The organism is Pseudomonas sp. W2Oct36, from assembly GCF_041060465.1.
GTDB lineage: Bacteria > Pseudomonadota > Gammaproteobacteria > Pseudomonadales > Pseudomonadaceae > Aquipseudomonas > Aquipseudomonas graminis_B.
Genome location: NZ_JAUERW010000003.1, coordinates 446,335 through 459,647, shown reverse-complemented (window position 1 = coordinate 459,647; position 13,313 = coordinate 446,335). Strand labels below are relative to the sequence as shown.

Genomic DNA, 13,313 nt, shown 5'->3' with positions numbered 1-13,313 from the left:
TAATGAAAATGAAAATCACGAAGGGTCTGTTGCAGGTGGGCGTGTTGGGGCTGTCGTTGCTGGCGACCAGCGTGATGGCGGCGGTGTCCGACGCCGAAGCCGCCAAGCTGGGCACCACGCTGACGCCAATGGGCGCGGAAAAAGCCGGCAACGCTGCCAACACCATCCCGGCCTGGAGCCCGATGCCGACCAACGCGGGCGCGGTGGACGACAAAGGTTTCCTGGCCAACCCGTACGCCAGTGAAAAAGCGCAGTTCACCATCACGGCGCAGAACGTGGACCAGTACAAGGACAAACTTGCCCCGGGCCAGTACGCGATGTTCAAGCGCTACCCGGACACCTACAAAATGCCGGTTTACCCGTCCCACCGTGGCGCCACTGTGCCCGCTGACGTGTTCGCTGCGATCAAGAACAACGCCACCAGGACCAAGCTGGTGGGCGGCGGCAACGGCCTGGAGAATTTCGAAACTGCGGTGCCGTTCCCGATTCCGAAGGATGGCCTCGAGGTGATCTGGAACCACATCACCCGATATCGCGGCGGCAGCGTCTCGCGTCTGGTCACCCAGGCCACGCCGCAGACCAACGGCTCGTTCAACCCGGTGTATTTCCACGATGAGTTCGTCTTTCGCGACAAGATGAAGGATTTCGATCCAAAGAATCCGGGCAACATCCTGTTCTATTTCAAGCAGGAAGTGACGGCGCCAGCGCGTCTGGCAGGCTCGGTGCTGCTGGTGCACGAAACCCTCGATCAGGTCAAAGAGCCGCGTGCGGCGTGGGTCTACAACGCCGGGCAGCGTCGTGTACGCCGTGCGCCGCAAGTGTCCTATGACGGGCCGGGCACCGCCGCCGACGGCCTGCGTACTTCCGACAACCTCGACATGTTCAACGGCGCGCCTGATCGGTACGACTGGAAGCTGATCGGCAAACAAGAGATGTACATCGCGTCCGACAGCTACAAGCTCGACGATCCGAAATTGAAATACGCCGACATCATCAAGGCCGGCCACATCAATCAGGACCTGGCGCGCTATGAGCTGCGTCGTGTCTGGCACGTGACTGCTACGCTGAAAGAAGGCCAGCGCCACATCTACGCCAAACGTGACTTCTTCATCGACGAAGACACCTGGCAGGCAGCGGTCATCGATCACTACGACGGTCGTGGTCAACTGTGGCGCGTGGCTGAAGCCCATGCCGAAAACTACTACGACAAGCAAGTGCCGTGGTACGCCCTTGAAGCCTTGTACGACCTGCAATCAGGCCGCTATCTGGCGCTGGGCATGAAGAACGAAGAGAAGAGGGCTTACGACTTCGGCTTTACCGCCACTGCCAGCGACTTCTCGCCCAACGCGCTGCGCCAGGAAGGCGTGCGCTAACGGCTGACCGTACAAGCGGAGAGCGTGCAATGTTGATCACAGCTACAGCGCACTGAAGTCCTCCGCTGTCTTACCCTATGGCTGATCCCCATGGAGCAGAAAGGAAACACTCCGAGCGATCGGGGTGTTTTTTTGCCCGCGCTGACAGAGTCCCGCCTTCAGGCGACCTGCGCAGCGATCCTTTGCCACACGCCGCATCCCCCCGACGGCGCCGAACGTACCTCCCCGGACATATAAACCAACATTCGCCCTGTTGATGGGATACGTTTTCTTACAGTCTTTCGTCTAACAATGTTCAAAAGGTTCCCCATAGCCGCTAGTCTCCCGACATCTGAACGCCGAACAACAAGCACTCCAACAAGAGCCGGCCATGACTGATCTGTCGCGTTTGCAAGGATTCGCAAATCACGCCGTCACTGCGTTGGAAGGCCGTTTCTTCCGTCCGCCATTGCCTGAAGGTTATGTATCGAGACCTCGATTGTGCGAGCGGCTGAGTGCGGGTCTGTCCGGGCGCCTCTTGTTGGTCAGCGCGCCGGCCGGGTTCGGTAAAAGCTCACTGGCGGTGGAGTTCTGCGAGAGCCTGCCCGATCAGTGGCAGAACCTCTGGCTGGGTCTGAGCCACCGGGACAGCGACCCGGGCCGGTTTCTCGAACGTCTTCTCTGCGGTCTCCAGCAATTTTTCCCCCAACTCGGCGCCCAGGCGCTCGGGCTTCTGAAGATGCGTCAGCGTCACCAGCCGTTTGCCTTCGAAGAGTGGCTGGACGGTTTGCTGGACGAACTGGCGATGCACCTGATGCTGAGCAAACCGCTGCTGCTGGTGCTCGACGACTATCACTTGGTGCAGGGCCCCGTGCTGGATCGCTGCCTGCAATTTCTGCTCAATCATCTGCCTGCGGGCATGAACATCATGGTCACCAGCCGGCAGAGGCCGAACTGGCACCTGGCGCGGCTGCGGCTGTCCCGTCAATTGCTGGAGTTGTCCGAGCAGGACCTGCGTCTGACCGACGACGAGTCGCTGGCGGTGCTGGATCCGCAGCGCCATGGCTTGAGCGATGAAGCACTGCACGCCTTGCTGCAACGCAGTGAAGGTTGGGTGGCCGGCCTGCGATTCTGGCTGCTGGCCGCCAACGAAGCGGGGAGTAACGCGCTGACCCAAGGGCTCAACGGCGGGGAAGGGCTGATCCGTGATTATTTGCTCGAAGAGGTCATTGATTGCTTGCCTGCTGACGTTCAGGCTTTTCTCTATGAAACCGCCTGTCTGGAGCGCTTCGGCGGTGCACTGTGCAACGCCGCACGTGACAGTCATGACAGCGATGAGATGCTTGGGTACCTGCAAGCGCATCAGGTGTTTCTGGTCCCGCTGGACGAGCACGGTCGCTGGTTTCGCTATCACCATTTGTTTTCTGACCTGCTGCGCGCGCGTGCCGGACCCAGTGTCACGCCGCAACAACGGCGCGTGCACCTGAATGCCTGCCGCTGGTTCAGCGACCAGGGGCTGCTCGACGAAGCCATCGAGCAGGCGTTGCGCGCGGGACATCTGGATGTGGCGGCCAATCTGGTGCAGAACCTGTCCGAAGAACAACTGCTTGCCGAGCAAAACGTCGGCATGCTGCTGCGCTGGAAAATGGACTTGCCCGACAGCCTGCTGGTCAGCACGCCGCGTTTGATCGTGCTGTACGCCTGGGCCCTGGGCCTGGCGTGTCAGCTGGACGCGGCCGAGGAGCTGGGCAATCACCTCAGTCGATTCCTGCCGGCCCCTTCCGCGACGGCGCAAAATTCGATGCTGGCGCAGTGGCTGGCGCTCAGCGGGATCATCGCCCGAGGCCGCGGCGACAGTGAGACGGCCCGGCGTTATTGCAGCGAAGCGTTGGTCAGTCTGCCGCCCAAGCGGTACGGTCAGCGTTTGCTGTGCCTGTCGACGCTGGCGAATCTGGCCATTGCCGATGGAGATTTATGGCGCGCCCGGGCGCTGAACCGTGACGCCCTGGAGTTGGCGCAACGGGTGGCCAATCCGTTGTTTGAAGCACTGGCGCACTACGACCGGGCCCGCACGTTGCAGGCCCGTGGCGAAACGCTTCGCTCGATGGAGGAGGTGCGCCAGGGCTTGAGACGTTTGAACGGCCTGTCTTCACAAAAGTTATACGCGGTGCGCGCGCGACTGACGTTGTACGAAGGTTATCTGCTGGTGCAGTGCCTTCAACCGGAGGCAGGCCGCGAGCGCTTGAACGCCGGACTCGCCGAGGCGCGCGCCTGCCGTGACATCAGCGTGCTGATCGGCCACTGCGTGATTGCCGGAATGGAGGGGCGCGAAGGACGCTACGCCGAAGCCTTCGCCGAGCTGGCCGAGGCCGAGCGGCTGATGCACATCTGGGACGTGCCGCCGGTTTATTACCTGGCAATGATCACTCTCGCCAAATGCGAGCTCTGGCTGGCCCAGGGCCGCATCGACTTGGCTGACGCCTGGCTGCTGCGACTGGGACAGACCTATGGCGGCAATCAACCTGCCGCCGCCCCCGAATGCTCGCCGCAACTGCCTCAACAGATCGAAACGCTGCGGGCGGTTCTTGACCACGTTCAGGGCCGTACCGAAGAGGCAATGGCGCGGCTGCTCAGTCTGGTGGAGTACGCCCGGCGGATCGGCGCAGGACTGCTCGGACTCAATGCGCTGAGTCAGCGCATCCTGTTGTTGCTCGACACATCACGCGGGCCCGAGGCAGATGAGCTGTTTCAACAGAGCCTTCTGCTCGCCTCGGGCGGTGCGGTTCTGCCCTTCCAGCGCCTGATTCGTGGTCATCCCGACTGGCTGCGCGAGCAACTGCACAAACGCCCCCCATGCCGGCTGGTCGATTACCTGCTTCAGCAACTGCCTGAAGCTGCTCCCGGTCAGAGGCTGCCATGCCTGCGCGTCACCCCTGAACCGCTCGGCTGCAACGGCGGCGACCACCTCAGCGCCCGAGAACTCAGCGTGCTGCAGTTGATCGCGCAAGGCTGTTCCAATCAGGAGATCAGCGAGCGCTTGTTCATTTCCCTGCACACCGTCAAAACCCACGCCAGCCACATCAACGGCAAGCTGGGCGTCGAGCGACGCACGCAAGCAGTGGCCCGGGCGCAAGAGCTAGGACTGCTGGGCTGAGGGATCGGCACTTAAATACCCTTTTTTTTCAAATACTACCCATTTTAGGCATTTAATTGCCTTTTATGCGCTCAGGCCCTAAGGTTTAGGCATTAAATTGCCGAGCGCCCTGTCATGCAGTTGACCCTCCAACTCTACCTGTCGGGACGATGGCACGATGCGATGCGTTTCGACATCGAGAAGCCAGAGTCAGGGCAGAACAGCCCGTGCAGCTTTGCGTATGAGCAGGCATTTCTAATTGACCACCTCGATGCGCTTGATCGTCCCACCTCGCCATCCGTAAGCGCTCGAATTCCACTGGGCTGGGATTTGTTCAGAACGGCGGGGCTGCCGGCGTTTTTGCATGACATCGTTCCCGCAGGAGCGGCGCGCCGTTTCCTGCTGGCGCGTCTGGCAGTGCCTGAAGGCGAAAACACCCCGGCCGATCTGGTGCTCTTGCAGCGCTGCACCCCTGCGCCCGTCGGGCATCTGCGGATCAAGGAATCGTTCGAAGCTTTGCCCAAGGCCAGCAGCATCGGTTTTGACCGGAGTGAGGTCGTTGCTCGGGACAGCCGCTTTCTCGAATACGCGTATGAACAAGGCGCAGCCGTAGGAGGTGCGACGGGAGCGGGCGGCGAGGCGCCGAAGCTGTTGCTGGCCGAGGACACCGCAGGACTCATGCACCCTGATGCAACGCTCGCCGACAGCGAAGTCCGTCAACACTGGTTCGTGAAATTCTGTCGCAACAAAGGCAACGAGACGGATCGCACCATTCTCAGAAGCGAGTTTTGCTATTACCAGGCCCTCCAACGCATCGGTGAATACACCGTTCCTTGTGATGGCATGAGCCTTGAAGAGGCCCGCAAGCCCAGCCTGTGGATGAAACGCTTCGACCGCAGCGTCGATGAACAGGGCGTGCGCCGGCTGGCTGTCGAATCGGTGTACTCGCTCGCCGACATCACCCGCCCCGGCGCGTACATGACGCACGTGCAAGCCGTCGCCGCGCTGTCTAACGCCTGGTCGGCGAATGCTCAGCAGGGGGGCATCCCTCAAATGGTTGCCGAGTACGTAAGGCGCGACCTGATCAATCAGATTCTGGGAAACAGCGACAACCATGGGCGCAACACGTCGATCCTGCGCGATGAACAGCGACTCGCTCTGGCGCCGATTTACGACCTGGCGCCTATGGTCATGGACGACGAAGGCGTGACGCGCACCACCAAATGGCCTGACCCCATCGAACGCGCCGGCGAAGTGGACTGGCGTGAGGCCTGCCAGGCGTTATCCGCATGGGCCGACCCCGACGAATTGTTTGAGGGCCTCAGAACCGATGCCGAACGCCTGCGGGCATTGCCTGATTTGCTGAATGAAATGGGCTTGCCGCAAAAGACCTTGAATCATCCACGGATCAGGCTGGGGCAGCTGGATACAACGCTCAAGGGATGGGGCCTGCGATGAACGACGACATACGCCAGCGCGGCATCATCCTCGACGAACTTCGGGGGCAGCTTTTGGACGGGGCCGTTTCGATGGGCGCTGCCGTCAAACGGCTGCGGACCGAAATCACGGGATTGCGCCAGGAACAGTTCGCGCGCATGTGCAAAATCTCGTTGCGCACGCTGCGCCAGATCGAGCAGGACGAGGGGAATCCGACGGTGCAGACTCTCAACGCGGTGTTCAGACCCTTCGGCATGCAGGTCGGCATTATCCCGTTGCGACCCAAGCCGGCGGCGACCAGCCTTTGATGCATGATCGGCCCGACGGCACACTCAGGCGGCGGGCTGACCCGCCCACATGCTGACCACGTCCAGAAGGCCCCAGTCTTCAGCCAGTTCGAACTTGAGGATGCCATCGCTTACCGAGGGGCAGGCGAGGTTGATGACGTGCGGCTCGAAGGGCATGCGGGTCCGGGTAGACAGAAAAACCTTCACTTTCGGGTGCAGCAGGGACTTTTCATCCTGCTCGACCACCACGCCCAGACGCTCGCTTTTCAAACGAACCAACGCGCCCACGGGGTAGATACCGACGGTCTTGACGAAGTGCTGGAATACCGTCGCATCGAAGTGGCCTTTCCAGGACGCCATCTCGCGAACCGAATGCGCGGCGTCCCAGCCTTTCTTGTAGGGCCGGTCCGAAGTCACCGCGTCATAGACGTCACAGATAGCGCCCATTTTCGCCAGCAGACTGATCTCGTCACTTTTCAGCCCGTGGGGATAACCGCTTCCGTCGATTTTTTCGTGATGATGCAGGCACACGTCCATCACCAGTCGGGTCACCCGCTCGCAGCCCTGGAGGATTTCCAGACCGGCCTGCGGATGGTGCTTCATGACTTCGTATTCTTCGTAGGTGAGGCGATCAGGCTTATTGAGAATGGCCGAGTCGATCATCATTTTGCCGACGTCATGCATCAGCCCGGCGACGCCGGCTTCACGCACCTGATCCTCATCCAGCTCCATCTGCCGCGCGAGCGCAACCATCAATGCGCACACCGCCACCGAGTGCATGTAGGTGTACTCATCGGTCGTCTTCAAGCGCGACAGGCTGATGAGTGCGTGGGGGTGGCGCATCACGGACGTGGCAATTTCCTCCACCAACAGATCGACGTCTTCGGTGTTCATCGCCCGGCCCATCCGGGCATCGCTGAACATGGTCATCACTAGCGCTTTCGCGCGCCCACAAATCAGGCGCGCGCGGGTCAGTTCCATTTCCAGGCTGCACGGCGCAGTTTCGGATGGGTCGGGACAATCAGGGAAGGTCTGTTCGGCTGGCGAGCTGTCGGCAGGGCTTTTGCCAAGATGGGTATCGATCCAGACTTCACGGGTCGACGCCTGAATGTGCCGCAACACCGCGTCGTCGCTGAGTTCGCGTTCGACGTGCGCGGTCCAGAACGGATCGTTGATCCGGGGGCGGCAGAACTCGTGGATGTACATGCCCAGCGTGAGGTCGGAAACGGGGATTTTTCTTAGCATAGAGTCAGCTCTTGCGCGGTTATACAGCGCTGCCTTACCTGAAAGTGAGAGCGATCTTTGTTGAGTGCTTCATCACTGCGCTTTCCAGTACTTGCGCATTGCCAGTATAGGAAAGCGCTGGAGAAATTAAACCCTGTTAAATTTTGGGTGCATTAGGGTGGCGCTGCCATAAACGCATCTGCATCAATGATTTATGTAGATTATGGGCAACCACCAAGGTTCGGATCAGTCAATAAATACGATGAACAGCATGTCAAAAACGCACCTAAATATTTGCTTTTGTGAGTAAAGAAATGCGGCCTTTGGTCGTGCACTGGCGGTTCAGCCCGCGTTAAGGAATTTTTGACGGGGTGCATGCTCTAATTGCCCAAATCGTCGGCCTTTATGTTTGGCCGTAGAAAAGCAAAACAGGAGCTCTCCTTGATGTTGACCTTTCGCCGTTTGATCATTGCTGCCACCGCACTGACCGTGCTTTCCGGATGCGCAACGCAGAACCCATACGACAATCAGGGGCAGGCGCAGAACTCCGGCGGCATGAGCAAGACCGCCAAGTATGGCGGCCTGGGTGCATTGGCCGGCGCCGTCGCCGGTGCTGCCATCGATCACAACAACCGTGGCAAAGGTGCGCTGATTGGCGCTGCCGTAGCAGGCGCGGCATCTGCCGGTTACGGCTACTACGCCGACAAGCAGGAAGCTGCACTGCGCGCCAGCATGGCCAACACCGGCGTTGAAGTTCAACGCGAGGGCGACAACATCAAACTGGTGATGCCGGGCAACATCACGTTTGCCACTGATTCGTCAGCCATTGCCAGCAGCTTTTACTCGCCGCTGAATAACCTGGCCGGTTCGCTGAAGCAGTACAACCAGAACATGATTGAGATCGTCGGCTACACCGACAGCACCGGCAGCCGTCAGCACAATATGGACCTGTCGCAGCAGCGCGCCCAGAGCGTCGCGACCTACCTGACCTCCCAAGGGGTTGATGCGGCTCACCTGTCGGTGCGCGGTGCCGGTCCTGATTCGCCGATTGCCAGCAACGCCGACGTCAACGGTCGCGCCCAGAACCGCCGCGTTGAGGTCAACCTCAAGCCGATTCCTGGCCAGCAATACCAACAACAGCAGTAACCGCGTGACGTGAAACCAAAAACCCCGGCCAGTGAGCCGGGGTTTTTGCATCGGGGCCTACAAGCGTTCAACCCGGATACTGTTCATGCATCTGCGCGAGCAATGCGTCCTTGTCTTCCCACAACCGATTGATCCACTGCTGAAACTCCAGGCGGTAGGCATCGTCCTGGTCGTAGCTTTTGCCAATGAACTGCGGCGGGATCTGCACTTCTTCGAAATGCGCGACCACTTCGCGCACGTTGCCGCAGAGCAGGTCCCAATACCCTGGCCGACCGGCCGGGTAATGAATGGTCACGTTGACGATGGATTCCAGCTGCTCGCCCATGGCGTCCAGCACAAAAGCGATGCCGCCTGCCTTGGGCTTCAGCAGGTAACGGAATGGCGAGTTCTGCTGTGCGTGCTTGGCTTCGGTGAAGCGCGTGCCTTCGACGAAGTTGAAAATGCCCACCGGATTGTTGCGAAACTTCGCACAGGTGCGGCGGGTGGTGGCGAGGTCCTTGCCTTTCTTTTCCGGGTGCTTGACCAGATAAGCCTTGCTGTAGCGCTTCATGAACGGAAAGCCCAGCGCCCACCAGGCGAGGCCAATCACCGGCACCCAGATCAGCTCCTGCTTGAGGAAGAACTTGAGCGGGCGGATGTGCCGGTTGAGCACGTACTGCAGCACCATGATGTCAACCCAGCTCTGGTGATTGCTCGTTACCAGGTACGAGTGCTGATAGTCCAGCCTGTCCAGCCCACTCAGGTGCCAGCGGGTGTGGCCGATCACGTCCATCCAGGCGTTGTTATTGCTGATCCACGCTTCGTGGATGTGGCTCATCAGCCAGTCGGTCACCTTTTGCGCGGCCGGGAAGGGCAGGCACAGCTTGAAGATGGCAACGACGAACAGCGGCGTGCAGCAGAGAATTGTGTTGAGCGCCAACAGCAACGAGGCGATGACGCCGCGCAAAGGGGCGGGCAGGAAATCCATGTGAATCGAACTCCGGGGGGCAGTCGGCCGCCGGTGGGTCCCGGCGGGGTTATTGTGGGCAAGCGATATTGCAGCGCAATGTTATTGCGGCAACGTGGCCGCCTGAATCGCCGTCAGTGCAATGGTATAGACGATGTCGTCGACCTGAGCGCCGCGCGGCAGATCATTGACCGGCTTGCGCAGGCCTTGCAGCATCGGGCCGAGGCTTACGCAATCCGCACTGCGCTGCACCGCTTTGTACGTCGTGTTGCCGGTGTTCAGGTCCGGAAACACGAATACATTGGCGCGACCCGCCACCGGGCTGTCCGGCGCCAGTTGCCGGGCGACGTGCTCGTTGGCGGCGGCATCGTATTGCAAAGGCCCGTCGATCAACAAACCACGCTGGGTCTCGCGCGCCAGTTGCGTGGCCTCTCGTACCTTTTCCACTTCTTCGCCGCTGGCGGAATTGCCGCTGGAGTAGCTGATCATCGCCACCCGCGGTGACAGGCCGAACGCCACGGCCGAATCCGCGCTCTGCACGGCGATCTCCGCCAGCTCGGTGGCGGTCGGGTGCGGGTTCATGATGCAGTCGCCGTACACCAGCACCTGCTCCGGAAACAGCATGAAAAACACCGATGAAACGAGGGTGCAGCCTGGCGCCGTCTTGATCAGCTGCAAGGCAGGCCGAATGGTGTTGGCGGTCGAATGGATCACCCCCGACACCAGCCCGTCTACTTCGTCGAGGGCCAGCATCATGGTGCCGATCACCACCGGATCCTCCAGTTGCTGCTCGGCCATCGGCGCATTGAGGTTTTTGCTGCGGCGCAGATCCACCATCGGCCCGACATAGCGCTCGCGGATCTGATCCGGATCGAGAATCTCCAACCCCGGCGGCAGTTCGATGCCATGGGCTCGCGCGACGGCGTTCACTTCTTCGGGCTTGGCCAGCAGCACGCAGCGGGCAATGCCGCGGGCCTGACAAATGGCCGCCGCTTGCACGGTCAATGGCTCTGCGCCTTCGGGCAGCACAATACGTTTGTTTGCCGCCTGGGCGCGCTGGATCAGTTGATAGCGGAACACTGCGGGCGACAGGCGCATCTCACGCGGCGTGCCGCAGCGCTGATGCAGCCAGTTGGCATCGAGGTGGCTGGCGACGAAATCGGTGATGATCTCCGCGCGTTCGCGGTCATCGATGGGGATTTCCTTGTTCAGCTGATTGAGCTGCGTCGCGGTCTCGTAGGAACCGGTGCTCACCGACAGGACCGGCAACCCGGCCTGCAGTGCGCCTCGGCACAGGTCCATGATGCGCGGATCGGGCAGGGTGTCGCTGGTCAGCAGCAGTCCGGCCAACGGCACGCCGTTCAGCGTCGCCAGGCTCACGGCCAGAATGATGTCATCACGATCCCCCGGTGTGACCACCAGCACGCCCGGCTTGAGCAGTTGCAGCGTGTTGAGCACCGTGCGGGCGCAGATGATGATCTTCGACATGCGCCGCTGTTCGTAATCGCCGGCGTTGATCACTTGCGCACCGAGCAGGTCGGCGACGTCACGGGTGCGCGGTGCGTTCAGGTCTGCCTGAAACGGAATGCAGCCGAGCAGGCGGAAATCACCGCTGCGCAGCAGTGGCGAGTGCTCCTTGAGCCGTGCCGAGAAGGCTTCCATGCTCTCGTCGGTGCGGACCTTGTTGAGGATCACACCGAGCACTTTCGGATCTTTCGGGCCGCCGAACATCTGCGCCTGCAGCTCCACGCGGCCGGAAAGCTCGGTCAGCACTTCGTTTTCCGGGGCCGATACGAGAATGACTTCCGCGTCCAGCGCCTTGGCCATGTGCAGGTTGACCCGCGCCGCGTAGCTGGCGCTGCGGGTCGGGACCATGCCTTCTACGATCAGCACGTCGCGGCCAATCGAGGCCTCTTGATACAGCTGGATGATTTCTTCCAGCAGATCGTCGAGCTGGCCTTCGCCGAGCATGCGCTCGACGTGGCTCAACCCCAATGGCTTGGGCGGCTTGAGGCCGTGGGTGCGGGCGATCAGTTCAGTGGAGCGTTCGGGGCCCACGTCCCCGGGATGAGGCTGGGCGATCGGCTTGAAAAAACCAACCTTGAGCCCGGCACGCTCCAGGGTGCGCACCAGCCCTAGGCTGATGGACGTCAGGCCCACACCAAAATCTGTGGGCGCGATAAAGAAAGTCTGCATGCGGGCTTCTCGAAAATGAGCAGTGCAAGGGTCATGGCGCTATGAATTCAGCCATCGGACCGGATAAACCAGGACGCTGTTCAGTCGCAGCGTCTCAAGGGGGCCCAAGGTTATCGTTATCTGACCCCGACGCGCACCAGCCGCAGTGAAAGGACTGGCCGATTGTTGCCTGGCGCTGCGCCGGATCAAGCACCCAGGACCGGGATTGCCAAGGCGGGTCGTGGCGCAAATGCTGGGTGTGACCGCAGGACAGTTCAACCACCCAATGACCGTCCTCGTCCTGAACAAAGCCGGTAATGATTGAGTGGGGGGAGGGAGCTTTAGGGGATTCCAATCGGGGCCGTCCGTCTGAGTTGCGTTCGCTTTCGCGCGACTGCTTGGTTAGACTTGGCCGCTCATATCTATTTGCAAAAGGTCTCGCCCCATGCCGATCGCCGCCAACAAGGCTGTCTCCATCGACTATACCCTGACCAATGACGCTGGTGAGGTCATCGACAGTTCTGCCGGCGGCGCGCCGCTGGTTTACCTGCAAGGTGCAGGCAATATCATCCCGGGTCTGGAAAAGGCACTGGATGGCAAGGAGGTCGGCGACGAACTGAAAGTGGCCATCGAGCCTGAAGATGCGTACGGCGAATACTCCGCCGAACTGGTCAGCACCCTGAACCGCAGCATGTTCGAAGGTGTCGACGAACTGGAAGTCGGCATGCAGTTCCATGCCTCCGCTCCGGACGGCCAGATGCAGATCGTGACCATCCGTGATCTGGACGGCGACGACGTCACCGTCGACGGCAACCACCCACTGGCCGGTCAGCGCTTGAACTTCGATGTGAAGATCGTCGACATCCGCGATGCCAGCGAAGAAGAAGTGGCCCACGGTCACGTGCACGGCGAAGGTGGTCATCACCACTGATTGTCCTGCTAAGCTGAGTGAGCTGGCCAGGCGTCCTCGCGGTCTTGTGAAAACATTTGTTTTTGCAGTCTGACAGGGCGCCTTTTTCGGCCAAGGGTTTCTAGGGGAGTCGTCATGAGTGTATTTCACGAGCTGAAATTGAAGGCTCTGGATGGCCAGGAGCTACCCCTCGCGCCGCTCAAGGGCAAAGTGGTTCTGGTGGTCAACGTCGCTTCAAAATGTGGCCTGACCCCGCAATACGCCGGGCTGGAAACCCTGTACCAGAAGTACAAGGATCAAGGCTTCAGCGTTCTCGGGTTGCCGTGCAATCAGTTCGCTGGTCAGGAGCCCGGTACTCAGGAAGAGATTCAGGCGTTCTGTTCGCTGAACTACGGCGTGACCTTTCCGCTGGGCGACAAGCTCGACGTCAACGGACCGCACCGGCATCGGCTGTACCAGATGCTCGCAGGCGAAGGCGCCGAGTTTCCCGGGGACATCACCTGGAATTTCGAGAAGTTTCTCGTCGGCAAGGATGGCCGCGTTCTGGCACGCTTCTCCCCAAGTACGCTCCCGGATGACGCCAAGGTGGTGAGCGCGATCGAGAAGGCGCTGCCCTAGTATTTCGCTTTGCTGCGCGTCTTCTGAGCCTTAATCACTCCAGTCAATAGTGCTTCGTATCACCTGCGCTTCGGCTCATTCTGTA

10 protein-coding genes and 1 pseudogene are annotated in these 13,313 nt (G+C 60.6%); 7 read left to right on the top strand and 4 right to left on the bottom strand.

Going from position 1 to position 13,313, the window contains the following annotated elements; all coding sequences use genetic code 11:
- The first annotated feature begins 8 nt into the window (after window positions 1-8).
- From QWI18_RS07440 to QWI18_RS07425, 4 genes are all read left to right on the top strand, one after another.
- Window positions 9-1,373, top strand: a complete 1,365-nt coding sequence (locus QWI18_RS07440) for a DUF1329 domain-containing protein (protein WP_369318527.1) — start codon at window positions 9-11, stop codon at window positions 1,371-1,373.
- Window positions 1,374-1,743: 370 nt separating this feature from the next.
- Entirely contained in the window at window positions 1,744-4,506 is a 2,763-nt protein-coding gene (locus QWI18_RS07435; protein ID WP_369318526.1) for a LuxR C-terminal-related transcriptional regulator, read from the top strand.
- 114 nt (window positions 4,507-4,620) lie between these two features.
- Window positions 4,621-5,943: a type II toxin-antitoxin system HipA family toxin gene (locus QWI18_RS07430; protein ID WP_369318525.1), complete on the top strand. Its 1,323-nt coding sequence runs from the start codon at window positions 4,621-4,623 to the stop codon at window positions 5,941-5,943.
- Entirely contained in the window at window positions 5,940-6,230 is a 291-nt protein-coding gene (locus QWI18_RS07425; protein ID WP_369318524.1) for a helix-turn-helix domain-containing protein, read from the top strand. Before QWI18_RS07430 ends, QWI18_RS07425 begins: the two co-directional genes overlap by 4 nt.
- Before the next feature lie 24 nt (window positions 6,231-6,254).
- Here the strand turns inward: QWI18_RS07425 and QWI18_RS07420 are convergent, their stop codons facing one another.
- A complete protein-coding gene (locus tag QWI18_RS07420; RefSeq protein WP_369318523.1) occupies window positions 6,255-7,454 on the bottom strand; it encodes an HD-GYP domain-containing protein in 1,200 nt (399 codons plus the stop codon).
- A gap of 423 nt (window positions 7,455-7,877) precedes the next feature.
- Here QWI18_RS07420 and QWI18_RS07415 point away from each other — a divergent pair, with 423 nt between their 5' ends.
- Window positions 7,878-8,579 (top strand): OmpA family protein, encoded by a 702-nt coding sequence (locus QWI18_RS07415; protein ID WP_369318522.1) that lies wholly within the window; start codon window positions 7,878-7,880, stop codon window positions 8,577-8,579.
- Between the two features lie 67 nt (window positions 8,580-8,646).
- On the opposite strand, the gene QWI18_RS07410 is transcribed toward QWI18_RS07415, so the two are convergent.
- From QWI18_RS07410 to QWI18_RS07400, 3 genes and pseudogenes are all read right to left on the bottom strand, one after another.
- Entirely contained in the window at window positions 8,647-9,546 is a 900-nt protein-coding gene (locus QWI18_RS07410; protein ID WP_369318521.1) for an acyltransferase, read from the bottom strand.
- A gap of 81 nt (window positions 9,547-9,627) precedes the next feature.
- Entirely contained in the window at window positions 9,628-11,721 is a 2,094-nt protein-coding gene (gene pta / locus QWI18_RS07405) for a phosphate acetyltransferase (RefSeq protein WP_192132591.1), read from the bottom strand.
- A 94-nt stretch (window positions 11,722-11,815) separates the two neighbouring features.
- Window positions 11,816-12,177, bottom strand: a pseudogene (locus QWI18_RS07400) (DUF3565 domain-containing protein).
- On the opposite strand from QWI18_RS07400, the gene QWI18_RS07395 reads away from it, so the two are divergent.
- Window positions 12,146-12,631, top strand: a complete 486-nt coding sequence (locus QWI18_RS07395) for a peptidylprolyl isomerase (RefSeq protein WP_065991842.1) — start codon at window positions 12,146-12,148, stop codon at window positions 12,629-12,631. The pseudogene QWI18_RS07400 and the gene QWI18_RS07395 sit on opposite strands and share 32 nt — an antisense overlap.
- A 114-nt stretch (window positions 12,632-12,745) precedes the next feature.
- Window positions 12,746-13,228, top strand: a complete 483-nt coding sequence (locus QWI18_RS07390; RefSeq protein WP_065991844.1) for a glutathione peroxidase — start codon at window positions 12,746-12,748, stop codon at window positions 13,226-13,228.
- The last annotated feature ends 85 nt before the right edge of the window (window positions 13,229-13,313 follow it).